The sequence below is a fragment of the Crocosphaera sp. XPORK-15E genome (genome assembly GCF_034931425.1).
In the GTDB taxonomy this organism is placed as follows: Bacteria; Cyanobacteriota; Cyanobacteriia; order Cyanobacteriales; family Microcystaceae; genus UHCC-0190.
This window is the reverse complement of the sequence record NZ_JAYGHQ010000006.1, coordinates 209,033-223,281: the sequence shown is the minus strand read 5'-3', so window position 1 is coordinate 223,281 and position 14,249 is coordinate 209,033. Positions and strand designations below refer to the sequence as shown.

Sequence of the window (14,249 nt, the reverse complement as noted above, 5' to 3'; positions counted from 1 at the left end):
GTAGCCTCCTCAACACATTTAAAAAGCTTTCCCTTATAAGATATAAGTATTTACCACTCAAGATCAAAATTAATAACTGTTTACCCATCGCCGATGAAAACATCTCAAGTCCTCAAACGCTACGAACAAGGAAAACTCGATTTCCGAGGAGAAAACCTGAGAGGGCAAAATTTTAAAGGAAAAAACCTCACGGGGGCCAATTTCAGTCAGGCCGACATTCGAGGGGCAAATTTTGCTGAGGCCATACTCACAGGGGCCAACTTTTATCAAGCTAAAGGCGGACTACCGAAAAAGTGGGCTGTGAGTTTGATCGGATTTTCCTGGTTGTTAGCCGCCTTATCGGGGATTTTTTCGGGATTTGCCGGAAGTTTTGTGGTGCTGACTTCAGAAAGTCTGGACATAACTAACCAAATCGCCGGATGGACAGCCATCATTATTTTGATCCTTTTTTGTATTTTCAGCTATCTTCAAGGCTTAGAAGGGGGGTTAGGGGCAGTGGTAATTGCCTTGATGGCCACTGGGGTGATCGCCGTTGCTTTTGCGGGATCTTTGCCCTTTTCCTTATCCATGGCCCTGACTTTTGGGGTAACTTTTTGTCTTCATTTAGTCGTGGCGATCATTGCTGCGGTGGCCGGAGCGATCGCAGGGGCAGCAGCAGGGGCCGTCGCTGGTACGGCGGCGATCGCCTCCATGTTTCCTTTTGCGGTTGTCATCGCCTTTCTGCTTGCTGTAGAGGAAGCGGAAGTCTTTTCCTTCACCATTTTTGGGGCGGGGATAGCGGCCGTGACGGTTACTTTATTAAGTGCTTATCTGGGTTGGCGTTCCATAAAAGGCGATCCTAGAGATCAGTGGATTCGTCAAATTGCGATCGCCTTTACCTCTATTGGTGGTACAAGTTTTTATCAGGCCGATCTCACGGATGCCAATTTTACTGGAGCAACCCTAAAAAGTACGGATCTTCGGCAAGCTACTCTGACGAGGACTTGTTTTCACAACACCCTTAAATTAGAAGATGCCAGACTGGGAGACTCCATTCTCTATGAACCTGTGGTTCGGGATTTATTGGTGAATCCTCAATTTGGCTATAAACAATATTATGGCAAACTCAATTTACGGGGTGCGAATTTGGATGGGGCCAACTTACATCGGGCCAATTTTAAACTAGCAGATCTGACTGATGCTACGTTTCACGGGGCTAATTTAGAGGGGGCAAATTTAACGAAAGTTGTGGCTAATCATACTAATTTTACGGGAGCAAATCTCACAGGGGCTTGTGTGGAAGCCTGGAAAATTGATGAGGGGACGCAGTTGGAGCAAGTCGTCTGTGATTATGTTTTTCTCTTAGAAAAAACCAATCAATACGGCAGTCGCAAACGCCGTCCTAGCAATGATGCTCGAAGTTTTAAACCTGGGGAATTTGAGAAATTGTGCCGGCCGCCAATTGAGGAGGAATAAACTGTTATCTAAAAATATAATAAATACTCTCTAGTAATACCTAAAATCTGGGGTAGACTCAGAGGCGTTCCTAAATTATCTTTCCTTATTGACAAAAATGTCAACTATTCAAACTCAAGAGAATTTAATCACGAATATTACTGGCGAACCCTATCAACCCGCCAGACTTTATTATCAGGTTTCTAATAAAAAGACGGTTTTAGGGGTGTTTCAAAAGCTTAAATGTATGGAGTATCATCCCTCAAGCGATCGCTGGTATTGGTTATACATTGAAGAAGCGAAAAAAATTCGGTTTGAGCAGTCTTATAATAAAATTCCCAAGGATGTGCAACCTGTGCCTTTAGGTTATTTTAGTTTCATTGATGATGAAATAATGATCTTAGAGGTTCGTTCTTTTCAACGCTTGATCGAAGCAATTAAGTTCTTTCAAACTCGATTAAATTGGCGTGCGGCTGAACCTTTAAGATTACGTTTGGTTAATAAATTCTTTGGTTCTCTGCCCAATGAAACCCCAAAACCGCCGACTTCTTTTGCTGAATTTTTTGATCGGGATGATATTATTATTCACAGTCCCGAAGCCCTAGAACAAGAATTAATGGCTGTAGAAAGTCAATACGAAACTAGGGAAGAAAAAGAAGCGGCTATAACGGCTTATATGCAAGAAAAATCCAAAGAACCTTTACCGGAAATTGAAGAAATAGCTATCAGTATTCATGAAGAAGGTATGATGATTTTAGAAATGGCTTTACGGATGAAACATATTGAAGCTTGGGAACATTGGAACGGAAATAAGGATTTTACTCAGTATGATTTAGTTCAAAATATGATAGCTTCTCTGCCTGATAATTCTGATCAAGAATAATGATCTTAATCTAAATTATACCGAAAATCTGTAGGGGCATGGCATTAGAAATTTATTGCGCCTTTCCTAAAGCTTAATACTCGCCATGCCCAATATTAATATTATCTACATTTTTTGGTGAATATACAAAGATTCAGGACACGGCGATTGTTAATTTATGGTTTAAATACAAGGATTTTTGATGCCGTGTCCCTACATTATTAATTATCACCGAAAATCTGTTTCGATTTCTTCGCGGTTTAAATGTTCAACAAAGAATACTTAGAACTACTCCCTAACCAAAAAATTGTTGATTTTACTAACCCAAATAAAAACCTAGAAGGTTACTATTATCCCGTTCGTTTAAATGATACCTATGGGTTACAAATTGATTGTTCTATTAATGATTTAACTGAACCCCAACCTATTGACAGTTTTATAGTTCTTAGAGAAGAAATTGAATCTAAATTAAAAGGTAAACCTGCTACAATAGGACAGACATGGATGTTATCAGGTTTCCTCCCTGATAAAAATAGCAGTAAAACTCCTGAAGAAATAGCCAAATATTGACGCTGAACTAGAAACAATTAAGGATATTTTAGACAATTATACTGTTGACTTGCCCAAACTAAATATTCAAAAACAAACATTAGATATTAATTTAATTAACTATGAAAAACGCTTACAAGAGGATATTAAAAACAAATTAGAAAAATCTGACAACTTAGAATTTTTCAATAAATTTAGTAAATTATCTCACCAAAAATATATTGTACAAATAACAAAAGACTATGAAAATATGGAATTAGGATTAAGAATTTTAGAAAGCAATATTAACATTATTCGTAGTCAAATAGAAGCCGAAAAATCAAACCGCGATCGCAACTTTCAAACCTTAGTTACCGTCATTGGAACAGGAACTGCTGTTACTTCATTAATTGATTATGAAGGCAAAAAATGTGAGGCAATTTTTCAACTTATTCCGGTGACAACTCATTGGTGTAATAATTCTTTAACTAAAACCATTCTTTTTCCTGTTGTAATGATTCTAATTTTTGGTATAATTGGGTTAGGATTTAAAAAATTATTCAGCAAATAAATATAAACAATAATTGCATTTATCCCTAGAAAGGTTGAATCTTCAAAAAAATTATGAAGAAATATCCGCCTCAAAAATTGAGACAGTTTTTTTATTATTTATCTAGATAACAAAACTTATTTCTTAATAAATCTCCGCTTCTAGTTGTTTCGTTGGGACAAAACATTCCCCAGGTAACAAAACAGGTTGAGGGCGAAAAATTAGCTGTCCTCGGTGGCTTTTTTTATGAATAGCAATGCCAGAGGGCCGCTTCCCCTGCTTGGAGTGCAACACACAATAGGTGCGATAAATTCTTTGGGCGGCCCGTAACAAATGGGGGTCAAGTACAATGGTTGAATCCATCCGTTGTTGTCTAGGGTCTTTAATTTGGGGTGAATACACCATAATTTACACTCCTCACACATTACATTGCTTGTAGTTTACCGTCATCCAATCAGAAGACGGATAAATTACGCCCTATGATTCCAAAATTTTCAAAAGAATGTCTCCCATGGCCCGACAACCGACAGATTTCATGCCAGGGGACATAATATCTCCAGTACGATAGCCTTGGGCCAACACCTCCAAAACCGCCTTTTCTATCTTATCCGCAGCTTCCGGTTCATTTAAACCATAGCGTAACATCATCGCTGCACTGAGAACCTGAGCCAAAGGGTTTGCTTTATCCTGTCCCGCAATATCAGGAGCCGAACCGTGTACGGGTTCAAATAAACCAGGCTTTTCTAACCCTAAACTAGCAGAAGGTAACATCCCAATGCTACCCGTTAACATGGCAGCCGCATCAGAGAGAATGTCCCCAAATAAATTCCCCGTAACAATGGTATCAAACTGTTTAGGCGCACGAACTAACTGCATGGCCGCATTATCTACATACAGGTGAGAAAGTTCCACATCAGGGTAATTTTCCCCCATCAAGGTCACGCGATCGCGCCATAATTGAGAGACATCTAAGACATTGGCCTTATCCACAGAACATAATCTTTTGCTGCGTTTTTGGGCGGTTTCAAAAGCTACCTTAGCAATACGGTCAATTTCTGACTCCGTATAGGCCATGGTATTCACGCCTCTTTTTTCTCCGGTTTCTGTCTCAAAAATGCCTTTAGGTTGGCCAAAATAGATGCCTCCGGTTAATTCTCGCACTACCATAATATCCACCCCTTCCACCACTTCGGGTTTGAGGGAAGAAGCATTAATTAACTGGGGCAAAATGGTGGCCGGCCGTAAATTAGCAAAGAGATTTAAACCTGCACGAATGGCTAATAAACCCGTTTCGGGCCGTTGATGACGGGGCAAATTATCCCATTTATAGCCCCCAATGGCCGCTAATAAAACTGCATCACTGTTGCGACACAGTGTAAGGGTTTCGTCGGGTAAAGGGTTTCCCGTAGCATCAATAGCGGCCCCTCCAATGAGGGCCTCTTGAAATTTAAACTCAATTTCAAACTGATTTGCGATCGCCTTGAGAACATTGACGGTAACTGCTAAAATTTCAGGGCCGATGCCATCGCCAGGAAGAAGGGTAATGCAATATTGCCGCGTCATGATAGGTTCTTCTTTTTTACACTGTGATTATGGGTGATCGATCACCCCCTTTGCAGTTTAGCCGTGACGGTAGCCCTGAATCAATGGGGTGTGATCACAAATCAGAAATAACTAACGTAACGCCATTGTAATTAAGCCTTGTTGTCCGACTAAAATTTCTCGTAATAAACTACAAATTGCCACCCAAATAATCGGACTAATATCGACTCCGCCCAAGGGAGGGATGACTTTACGCACGGGCATTAACAAGGGTTCAGTGGGTAAAGCGATTAATTTCCAAGGAAACCGATTTAATTCTACCTGGGGATACCAAGTTAAGACAATACGAAAAATAAATAAAAAGGTCATTAGCCCTAAAAATAGACCTAATCCCCAATTGGTAAGATTAATAATATCCATAGAATCTTCTTAAAGGTTTAAAATTAACTTTTTTCAGTATAAACGCTTCTTAAGATCCTTGCCAAATTAATCATTAATAACGCTGCTGTTGCCTGATTCTACAACAATTTAGTCCACGAAGTCGGACGCTCATCCTAGGTTGCGTAGGCAACCTTTGTTTGTATAGCTTAACTCTTTAGAGTTAAAGTCCATTATTTGTGATAATTCTCAAGTCCAAAACTCAAAACCCCTTTTTTAACCAAGGGGTTTACGGTAAGCTTGACGGAAGAAGGGTGTGTCAGCTTTGCTGAATGACATCACCATCACCCCCTAAGAGCTAATTATCTAATTATTGTGAAGAAAAAAGTCAACAATAAAAGTTCCAGCTAAGATTAAAGAAAGTGAAATAAGCTCCATGGGGGTTTCTCCTGATCAAACTAAACGACTCGAAACGAAAGACTTCTCCTATGCCCTTGCTTATTAGCTACTAGGCATCACCTATATACCTAGTGTACGGAAATCCCTGTCTCCGTACTTCCCCCAGGTAGCTCATCCGTTTGGGCTAATTTTTCTGTGTGTATTTCCCTAATAAGTTTTAGGGGGCGATCGCTTGTATACGATGAGGCGGCCAACCAATTTTATACGCTTTACCCACAATGACTTCTCTGGGTAATAATCCCCAATAATGGGAATCTAGACTATCATTACGATTATCGCCTAAGACAATGTAATGATTAGGGGGTATGGTTGGAGACTTCCATTGATATCGAGGTGATTCCGCAATATAAGATTCTTGCAGAGGCTGATTGTTAATATACACCTTTCCCTGCTTTACTTCAACTATATCCCCAGGTGTGCCAATAATTCGTTTAATATAATAATCTGCAAAATCGGGATCAAAGACTTTGATATTTTCTGAGGGAGTAAAGACGACAATATCCTTCTGTTGTGGGACATAATTGGGGGACTTACTCACAAATACGATATCGTTAATTTGTAAGGTTGGTTGCATTGACTCACTGGGAATTATAAACTTTTGAAAGCGTTGATCTAACCATTGGGGAAAATAATTTCCCATCACACTGATTAAAAAGATTATCCCTGTCATAATAATAATTATGCGATGTTTTATTTGAGAATGTTCAGGAAAGACTCTATAGGTGTGATAAGTTGCGATCGCTGCTATTAATGGGGGAATTAATAATAATTCTGGGAAGATATTGTTGAGACTTAATAATATTAAACTTGCTGTCAATAAAATTAAGCCAATAACAGATTTTTGTAGATAAAGATGGCCTAACCCTGGTAAAAAGCGAGTTATAAAAATCGCAAACCACAATTTTTTATATTTACGGGGGATTTTTTCTAATATTTGTTCTCGTCTTGGATAATAAACCCCTAAATAAGCTTCTACAATATTACCGAAATAGACAAGCAAAGCAATTACCAAACAAATAAATCCTGTTACTGTATTACCTTTAGCACCAAAAATATTCCAGGTAGCTATTATCAATAAAAGAATCTGACCATTTAAAAAAAGAATTCCCCTCAAATAGTTGCCAGCATAAAACTGTCCAATACCAGGGAAAAACATCGAGAAGTTAACTGCCAACCAAGGATCTTTGTCAAGATTAATAGACACTTAATTACCTGGGAAATAACAAGAGTGAATATGAACTATTGTAGGGGCAAACGGCCATTTGCCCCTACATTCTAAAAATCAGACATTTTTGTTAACATTACACTCATGATTATTTTTTGGGTAAATTTCTAGGAGGAATTTCTCGACCTTGATAAAATTGTTTTTCTAGGTTACTTAAAATAAACCAGAGACTAACACCAAGGGGAAAACTTAAACTCAATAAACCTATTCCAATTAGGGGAGGATGGTCTAAAATTAAGAACAATAGGGGAATAATTGCCCAAAGAATTGACGTTGCGATCGCTACACCTATTTTAACTCGTTGTAAATTCTTTAAAGCTGTTCGACAACTACTACATTTCTTAGTATGGGAATGATAGCGATCTAATAAGGTTTCTGTGGATAAGGCAGGGTTTAAAGTAGCATTAGGGAAAGGTTGGGCTTTATATTGATTAACCCAGGAACGAAATTCAAAGACAAATAAATCAGCTTTTGTCGGTAAATAGAACGCCTTAGAAAAGTTTTCACTACCGCCTTTTTCTTCTAAATAACGTTCCTGATGATGCAAAAATATTTGATCATCTTCTAAAACTCCATTGTTACCTAAATGGGAATACCAAGTAGGAGTTAATTTGATAAAAAATTTAGGAAAAGGCGAGGAAAACTTAAACGGAAAACGAGCAAAAAGACGACATTCTCCCTTACGAATTGGAGTCGCATAAACAACCGTTAAGGTGCGTCCAAACTGTTTAGATGTCAAGTCATGCCACATCATAGAAGGAGCAATAAAGGTAGTTTCTTGCCGGCCTAAAGTGCCTTTTCTGGGGCCTTCTTCCCAGACTCCTTTAAACCCCCATTTTCCTGATTCTACTACTTCTAAATTTACGGGAGAAACATTAGCACGGTTGCCCACAGTTTTATGATGAGTATAAGGAATATGACTGGAATCTAACACATTTTCCATTAAAGTTAAAGCATCATAAGGTAAGTCTCGAAACGTATTAAGACAAACCCATTCATCAGAATTATCTGCCAAAACATCTACAATAGGAATAGAGGTTTTATTTGCATTTTCTGGGTTTCCGGCATAAACAAATAAAAGCCCTTGACAAACTTTAGTAGGCCAAGAATTAACCGATGCTCTAGGAGAATTTTCTGCCTTTCCTCCTGATGGTTGTTGAGGAATAATTTCACAGTTTCCTGTGCCTGAAAATGCCCAACCATGATAAGGACATTCTAAACATCCAACCTCATTAATTCTACCTTCAGAAAGAGGCGCAAGACGGTGAGGACATTGATCATCAAACACTCGCCATTTAATTGCTTTTTCGTCCCACCAGATGACAATATTTTTAGCTAATAGAGTAAAAGGAGTGGGTTTGTTTTTGTCTAAATCTTCAACATAATAAACAGGATACCAAACTTCTTGCCAATCGAAATAGTTTGGATCAGTTCCACCAGCAGTTAAAGGGGTATTTAAGGGGGATAAAGTCATATTATCAGTCATAGAATGGCAAGCAAAAAATAAAGGGTTTGTTTCTATTATAGGACTTACGCAACGCCTTGATAAATTGTGTTGTTTGTAGAGATAATTCATGAATTGTCCCTACAGGTGCAATCCTTTTATAGAAGTTCAAAAGTACCAGTAAGTGAGTTGTCGTCAACAATATGTACACAAATGTAACAAATGCGCCGACATGCCTGAGTAATTTTGCTAAGTTAGATGATTAATATCTCTGCTTCTATTTCAACTATGGCTCTAATTGTTCAAAAGTACGGGGGAACCTCGGTGGGTTCAGTTGAGCGTATCCAAACTGTCGCCCAACGCATTTATAAAACAGTCCAAGACGGTAACACTGTGGTTGTTGTTCTCTCGGCCATGGGCAAAACCACCGATACTTTAGTCAATTTAGCCAAGGAAATTACCGAAAACCCCTCCCGACGAGAGATGGATATGTTACTATCCACAGGGGAACAGGTATCCATTGCCCTGATGACCATGGCCCTGCAACAATTAGGACAACCGGCCATCTCCTTAACGGGGGCCCAAGTAGGCATTGTCACAGAAGCAGAACATAGTCGGGCCCGCATTCTCTCTATTAAACCAGATCGCATTCAACGCCATCTTAACCGTTCAGAAGTGGTAGTCGTCGCCGGGTTTCAAGGAATTAGTAACATTGATGATTTAGAAATTACAACCCTGGGCCGTGGGGGTTCCGATACTTCAGCAGTTGCCCTCGCTGCCGCCTTAAAAGCCAGTTGTTGCGAGATTTATACCGATGTTCCTGGTATTTTAACCACTGACCCCCGTCTTGTTTCAGATGCTAAATTAATGGCAGAAATTACCTGTGATGAGATGCTAGAATTAGCTAGTTTGGGGGCCAAAGTATTGCATCCGCGAGCGGTGGAAATTGCCCGTAATTATGGGGTTCCTCTGGTAGTGCGATCGAGTTGGAGTGATCAACCTGGAACCCTTGTTATTTCACCCATTCCCAAACCGAGATCCCTCGAAGGCTTAGAAATTACAAAAGCAGTTGATGGGGTGGAATTTGACAGAGATCAGGCAAAAATTGCCTTATTACGGGTTCCCGATCGCCCTGGAATTGCGGCCCGTCTTTTTGGGGAAATAGCCCATCAAAAGGTAGATGTAGATTTGATTATTCAGTCGATACATGAAGGGAATAGTAATGATATTGCCTTTACAGTGGTTAAAAATGTGCTAACTAAAGCCGAAGCAGTGGCCGAAGCGATCGCCCCGGCCCTGCGGAGTTATCCGGCCAACCCCCAAGAAGCAGAGGTGATGGTAGAAAAAGGGGTGGCCAAAATTGCGATCGCCGGGGCGGGAATGATTGGCCGGCCAGGTATTGCGGCTAAAATGTTTAAAACTTTAGCAGAGGCTAATATTAATATTGAAATGATTGCTACCTCGGAAGTTAAGGTGAGTTGTGTTATTGATCAAGAGGACGGCGATCGCGCTATTAAAGCCCTCTGTAACGCCTTTGAGGTGGATCTGTCTCCTGTCTCTGTGACAGAGAAAACTGTTGCTATGTCTCCTCCTGTTCGCGGTGTAGCTTTAGATACAAAACAGGCCCAAATTGCGATCCGTCATGTGAAAGACAGGCCAGGTATGGCAGCCAGCATTTTTAGTGTCTTGGCTGAGCATAATATTAGTGTGGATACTATTATTCAGTCCCAACGCTGTCGTATTGTGGCAGGAATGCCCACCCGTGACATTGCCTTTACTGTTGCCCAAGGGGATGTAAAAGCGGCTTGTTTGGCGTTAAATAGCCTGTCTGATGCCTTTGATGAGGTGGTGGTTGATGAGGATATTGCTAAGGTGAGTATTGTTGGGGCCGGAATGGTGGGACAACCTGGAGTCGCTGCTAAGTTTTTTGATGCCTTAGCTAGTCAAAAAATTAATATTAAAATGATTGCCACCTCAGAAATTAAAATTAGCTGTGTGGTTCCCAAGGATGAGGGTATAAAAGCTTTAAAAGCCGTCCATCAAGCCTTTCAGTTGGCTGGGAAGGAAACCGTAGAAGTACCTGCTTAGATGGTGATGGGGCGATCTCACTCTCATCTTAGGTGAGGAATTTTATACATGACATGGCTAGTTATGGCAAGACTCCTTGCCATTTTTTTATAAAAACATTAGAATAGTTAACATAAGTTTACATAAGGAAACCAATTATGAGTAACCTCATCATCGAACTCATGGCCTTGACCGCAGTTTTGATGGCAGTGAAAGGAATTCAGTCTCAGCAACAGTCTAACCCCATTGTGATCCCTGTTCGTATTGATGAAAATATTAGGAGACGTTGAATTGTGTTAGAAAAATTGGTAATGTTCTTACAAGAGGAGTTGGATATTCCCGCAGAACAAGTTCATCTTGCTTTACGCAACACCCAAGCTATTCCTTCCCAATTACCTATGCAGCTATGGAACTATGGGCTGATTAACTTAGGTCAATTAGAAAAAATTTTTGATTGGTTAGAAGTCGCGTGATTCTTAAGAATTAGTTGCAAGATTGGGAAGTTAAGGCAAAATTGTTAATATCGAAAAAAGAATGTTGCTAATCAGCCACCCCGTAGGATCAATTCATGAGTTGACCCTACGCCCCATTTTTCGTATTAGTTGGGTTCTAAGAAAATATGTAGCTGACTTCCACTGTAACTACTATTTCCTTCTAAATTCGCCACATCTCTCAGTCTTTCGACAATTTGCTCTAATTTTTCACGGCCAAGTTGAATAAATGCCTTTTCTCGACCTCGAAATCTCATGGAAAATTTGACTTTAGAACCATCTTTAAGAAACTTGCGGGCCTGATTTAGTTTTGTATCTAAATCTCCTTTGTCTATGCAATATCTCAGTTGCAGTTCTTTAATTGAAGTTTCTGTGCGGTTTTTCTTCGCCTGAGCTTCTTTTTTCTGTAATTGATACTTAAACTTGCCATAGTCAATGATTTTACACACAACCGGGGACGCATTCGGGGAAACTTCTACTAAGTCTAATTCCGCTTGTTGTGCTAGACTCAGGGCTTCTTGTAGAGGGTGAATACCAAGTTGTTGTCCATCTTCGCTAATTACTCTAACTTCTTGCGCTTTGATTCTATTATTAACTCGGTACTGATCGGATTGTTCAAAAGGTTTAACGGGCTTATTTTTTGTTTTTGCTCGTCTCAAATCTCTCTGTTGCTCCTATATAACGACAGGTTATATTTTACTGGTTAACTACATTATATCATATACTCTGAAAAAATGACAAGATTGTCTATTATCTGATTATATAAAATTGTTACTGTGATAAAAATCATGTTTGGTCTAAGGGAAAAATAATGAATCAAGGTTGGATTTATCGAGACAAAATACGCCCCATTGATGCAGGTTTAACGGTTCTAGAATATTATACAAAACGCTATCATCATTCTGGTGCTGAGGAGTGGTTAAAACGTATTTTATCTGGGGAAATTTTACTCGATAATCAACCTGTTAACCCTCAAATTTGTTTGGAAACTGGACATTTTTTAACCTATCATCGTCCTCCTTGGCAAGAACCCGATGTTCCTTTATCTTTCGAGGTATTATATGAGGATCAAGATTTATTAATTATTAATAAACCGTCAGGACTTCCTGTGTTACCAGGGGGTGGATTTTTAGAACATACTTTATTATGGCAATTACAACAACAATATTCTGATGATAAACCTGTTCCTATTCATCGTTTAGGAAGGGGAACATCGGGGTTAATGTTAATAGCGCGATCGCCTGTTGCTCGTTCTAATTTAACCCAACAAATGCGCGATCGTCAAATTCGTAAAGTTTACCGAACTTTAATCGGCAAAAGTGAGTTACCTGATAACTTTATTATTGATCATCCTATTGGTAAAATTCCCTATCCCACCTTAGGTTATATTTACGCTGCAACCCCTGATGGAAAGTTTGCTTATAGTGAATGTCAGGTTTTAAAACGTAGTGATAAAAATACTCTTTTAGAAGTGACAATTTTAACAGGCCGTCCTCATCAAATTAGAATACATTTAGCAACGATAGGTTATCCTTTAATGGGTGATCCTTTATATAAAATTGGGGGAATTCCTAATATAGATGATACTGATAAATTAGCAGTTCCTGGAGATTGTGGGTATTATCTTCATGCTTATCACCTTTCTTTTCTTCATCCTACTATCAATCAATCAATGAATTTTACTTGTCCTGAACCTGAGACAATTAAGAAAAGAATAAATTAATGTTTCAGCCAAAAACCATTAAATGATGGGCATAATAGTATTATGCCCCTACCAGATTCCTGTAAGTTTACTCAGATCTTGCAGCAATACCGAAAAGCTAAAAAAATCCGATTTTTAAAGACTTAAACCCTGATTCTTTCCTTGAAATTTAGGCAAAAAATCGGATTTTTGGTTCAGGTTCAAGATCTGAGTTTAAAGGCGATCGCCTCTTTAAAATAGAGTTGATGATTACCTTGTACAATAAAAGAAGTGAGGCTATTGTGCTGAAGACACAACCTTAACCCCACTCAATTTACAATAAAGTCTTAACAGTTATCTGTGTTGGACAGACGCGGATAACTGTTATTTTTGCTTCTTGCGCTTGGAAACTAAACCAAGTCCACCTAAAGCGACAAGTCCGAGGACAGTTCCAGGTTCAGGCGTTTTTACTAACTTAGCGTTATCAATGTCAGCGTCAAGCTCTTCAACACCATTAACTCGAAGGATTACCTCGGTAACACTAGTGTCATCAGTCATTAAATCTAACATACGTGAGATGGTTGCACCACCTGTAGCTGGCAGAAGAGGGTCAGTAGCAACAACAATGTTGTCAAATAAAAGTTCGAGATTAGCACCAGCTAGGTCGGCTGACCAGTCGTACATGAAGGATTTGAATTCTGTCCCATCAAAGGCAGTACCACCCCTGTATATCCATTCAAAAATACCTGTTGAGTTAGCATTTGATACTGCATGACCTGTTTGACAGTTTGCACAAACTTCTGTTGACACCCCGTCACCGGGGAAAAGAAGAGTGGTATTAAGGAAGCGTTCCCAGCCAAGATCGACACCGTGTGCCTGCATAACTGTATTGCCAAGAGTTATAAGTGTGGAAGCGGGATCACAAATATCACCAGGTTGAGTTAGGTCACTACAAACATACGTTGTAGTGGTGTTGAAATCGTCGATTATCAAGTTAGCCTTAGCTTCCATGGGAACTGCGAGAGCAGCAGCACCAGCGATACCAGCGATCGCCAATTTTTGTAATAACTTAGATGTATTCATCTGTTTTCCTCCAGAAAAAATCTTGATTATGCCGTTAACACAAAATTAATTGTGTTTTCACTGGAACTATAACTAACCTCAAATTTAAAATCAAGGGTTACAAACATCAAGATTTAGATGGTATAATATTTTCTTATGACTCTCCCCATTTCCCAAGTTTTTGCTCTTATTTTTTTGAATTAATGTTAAAAATTAAATTCAGTAAACTTGGACATCCTTCCATAAAAATTGGTCTAAATTACCAAAATAACTTTCAGCAGCTTAACATTTATACATATTGTTTTTTGTGAAAGATAAGAATATTAAATATTTGGACATTTGTGGAATTTGATGTCAACTCAGATCTTCCACCTGAGCCAAAAATCCGATTTTTTGCCTAAATTTCAACGGAAGAATCAGGGTTTCACCGTTTAAAAATCGGATTTTTTTAGCTTTTTGGTGTTGGTGCAAGATCTAAGTCAAAATAGTAGGAGAAATTCATGAATTGCCCCTACGGGTAAAGGTA

At 39.1% G+C, this 14,249-nt stretch carries 15 protein-coding genes; 8 read left to right on the top strand and 7 right to left on the bottom strand.

Going from position 1 to position 14,249, the window contains the following annotated elements; all coding sequences use genetic code 11:
• The first annotated feature begins 93 nt into the window (after positions 1-93).
• From VB691_RS07620 to VB691_RS07605, 4 genes are all read left to right on the top strand, one after another.
• Positions 94-1,455, top strand: coding sequence for a pentapeptide repeat-containing protein (locus VB691_RS07620; protein WP_323290874.1), 1,362 nt, complete (start codon positions 94-96; stop codon positions 1,453-1,455).
• Positions 1,456-1,552: 97 nt separating this feature from the next.
• Positions 1,553-2,317: a hypothetical protein gene (locus VB691_RS07615; protein WP_323290873.1), complete on the top strand. Its 765-nt coding sequence runs from the start codon at positions 1,553-1,555 to the stop codon at positions 2,315-2,317.
• Positions 2,318-2,560: 243 nt separating this feature from the next.
• The gene (locus VB691_RS07610; RefSeq protein ID WP_323290872.1) at positions 2,561-2,866 is read left to right on the top strand and encodes a hypothetical protein; all 306 of its coding nucleotides are present in this window, start codon (positions 2,561-2,563) and stop codon (positions 2,864-2,866) included.
• A 49-nt stretch (positions 2,867-2,915) separates the two neighbouring features.
• Entirely contained in the window at positions 2,916-3,395 is a 480-nt protein-coding gene (locus VB691_RS07605) for a hypothetical protein (RefSeq protein WP_323290871.1), read from the top strand.
• A gap of 123 nt (positions 3,396-3,518) precedes the next feature.
• Here VB691_RS07605 and VB691_RS07600 read toward each other — a convergent pair whose 3' ends face one another.
• From VB691_RS07600 to VB691_RS07580, 5 genes are all read right to left on the bottom strand, one after another.
• The gene (locus VB691_RS07600; RefSeq protein WP_323290870.1) at positions 3,519-3,779 is read right to left on the bottom strand and encodes a hypothetical protein; all 261 of its coding nucleotides are present in this window, start codon (positions 3,777-3,779) and stop codon (positions 3,519-3,521) included.
• A 72-nt stretch (positions 3,780-3,851) separates the two neighbouring features.
• The gene (gene leuB / locus VB691_RS07595) at positions 3,852-4,937 is read right to left on the bottom strand and encodes a 3-isopropylmalate dehydrogenase (protein WP_323290869.1); all 1,086 of its coding nucleotides are present in this window, start codon (positions 4,935-4,937) and stop codon (positions 3,852-3,854) included.
• A gap of 111 nt (positions 4,938-5,048) precedes the next feature.
• Positions 5,049-5,336: a YggT family protein gene (locus tag VB691_RS07590; RefSeq protein WP_323290868.1), complete on the bottom strand. Its 288-nt coding sequence runs from the start codon at positions 5,334-5,336 to the stop codon at positions 5,049-5,051.
• Between the two features lie 574 nt (positions 5,337-5,910).
• A complete protein-coding gene (lepB, locus tag VB691_RS07585; RefSeq protein WP_323290867.1) occupies positions 5,911-6,957 on the bottom strand; it encodes a signal peptidase I in 1,047 nt (348 codons plus the stop codon).
• Positions 6,958-7,066: 109 nt separating this feature from the next.
• Complete coding sequence (locus tag VB691_RS07580; protein ID WP_323290866.1) at positions 7,067-8,464, bottom strand: Rieske 2Fe-2S domain-containing protein; 1,398 nt, start codon at positions 8,462-8,464, stop codon at positions 7,067-7,069.
• Between the two features lie 246 nt (positions 8,465-8,710).
• Between VB691_RS07580 and VB691_RS07575 the strand changes: the two genes are divergently transcribed.
• The 3 genes from VB691_RS07575 to VB691_RS07565 all read left to right on the top strand — a co-directional run bounded on the left by VB691_RS07575 (position 8,711) and on the right by VB691_RS07565 (position 10,962).
• The gene (locus VB691_RS07575) at positions 8,711-10,510 is read left to right on the top strand and encodes an aspartate kinase (RefSeq protein WP_323291023.1); all 1,800 of its coding nucleotides are present in this window, start codon (positions 8,711-8,713) and stop codon (positions 10,508-10,510) included.
• Positions 10,511-10,647: 137 nt separating this feature from the next.
• Positions 10,648-10,779 carry a hypothetical protein gene (locus VB691_RS07570; protein ID WP_323290865.1) on the top strand — a complete coding sequence of 44 codons (132 nt, stop codon included), beginning with the start codon at positions 10,648-10,650 and terminating at the stop codon, positions 10,777-10,779.
• Positions 10,780-10,782: 3 nt separating this feature from the next.
• The gene (locus tag VB691_RS07565; protein WP_323290864.1) at positions 10,783-10,962 is read left to right on the top strand and encodes a DUF2949 domain-containing protein; all 180 of its coding nucleotides are present in this window, start codon (positions 10,783-10,785) and stop codon (positions 10,960-10,962) included.
• A gap of 125 nt (positions 10,963-11,087) precedes the next feature.
• On the opposite strand, the gene infC is transcribed toward VB691_RS07565, so the two are convergent.
• A complete protein-coding gene (gene infC / locus VB691_RS07560; RefSeq protein ID WP_323290863.1) occupies positions 11,088-11,639 on the bottom strand; it encodes a translation initiation factor IF-3 in 552 nt (183 codons plus the stop codon).
• Between the two features lie 152 nt (positions 11,640-11,791).
• Here infC and VB691_RS07555 point away from each other — a divergent pair, with 152 nt between their 5' ends.
• Positions 11,792-12,703: an RluA family pseudouridine synthase gene (locus tag VB691_RS07555; protein ID WP_323290862.1), complete on the top strand. Its 912-nt coding sequence runs from the start codon at positions 11,792-11,794 to the stop codon at positions 12,701-12,703.
• Positions 12,704-13,045: 342 nt separating this feature from the next.
• On the opposite strand, the gene VB691_RS07550 is transcribed toward VB691_RS07555, so the two are convergent.
• Entirely contained in the window at positions 13,046-13,744 is a 699-nt protein-coding gene (locus tag VB691_RS07550; RefSeq protein WP_323290861.1) for a PEP-CTERM sorting domain-containing protein, read from the bottom strand.
• Positions 13,745-14,249 lie beyond the last annotated feature (505 nt).

Excerpts from the sequence above, each read along its gene's own strand:
- VB691_RS07555 (WP_323290862.1), top strand. The coding sequence starts at position 11,792 with ATGAATCAAGGTTGGATTTATCGAGACAAAATACGCCCCATTGATGCA.
- VB691_RS07600 (WP_323290870.1), bottom strand. The coding sequence starts at position 3,779 with ATGGTGTATTCACCCCAAATTAAAGACCCTAGACAACAACGGATGGAT.
- VB691_RS07620 (WP_323290874.1), top strand. The coding sequence starts at position 94 with ATGAAAACATCTCAAGTCCTCAAACGCTACGAACAAGGAAAACTCGAT.
- VB691_RS07580 (WP_323290866.1), bottom strand. The coding sequence starts at position 8,464 with ATGACTGATAATATGACTTTATCCCCCTTAAATACCCCTTTAACTGCT.
- VB691_RS07615 (WP_323290873.1), top strand. The coding sequence starts at position 1,553 with ATGTCAACTATTCAAACTCAAGAGAATTTAATCACGAATATTACTGGC.
- leuB (WP_323290869.1), bottom strand. The coding sequence starts at position 4,937 with ATGACGCGGCAATATTGCATTACCCTTCTTCCTGGCGATGGCATCGGC.
- VB691_RS07610 (WP_323290872.1), top strand. The coding sequence starts at position 2,561 with ATGTTCAACAAAGAATACTTAGAACTACTCCCTAACCAAAAAATTGTT.
- VB691_RS07550 (WP_323290861.1), bottom strand. The coding sequence starts at position 13,744 with ATGAATACATCTAAGTTATTACAAAAATTGGCGATCGCTGGTATCGCT.
- VB691_RS07575 (WP_323291023.1), top strand. The coding sequence starts at position 8,711 with ATGGCTCTAATTGTTCAAAAGTACGGGGGAACCTCGGTGGGTTCAGTT.
- VB691_RS07590 (WP_323290868.1), bottom strand. The coding sequence starts at position 5,336 with ATGGATATTATTAATCTTACCAATTGGGGATTAGGTCTATTTTTAGGG.
- VB691_RS07570 (WP_323290865.1), top strand. The coding sequence starts at position 10,648 with ATGAGTAACCTCATCATCGAACTCATGGCCTTGACCGCAGTTTTGATG.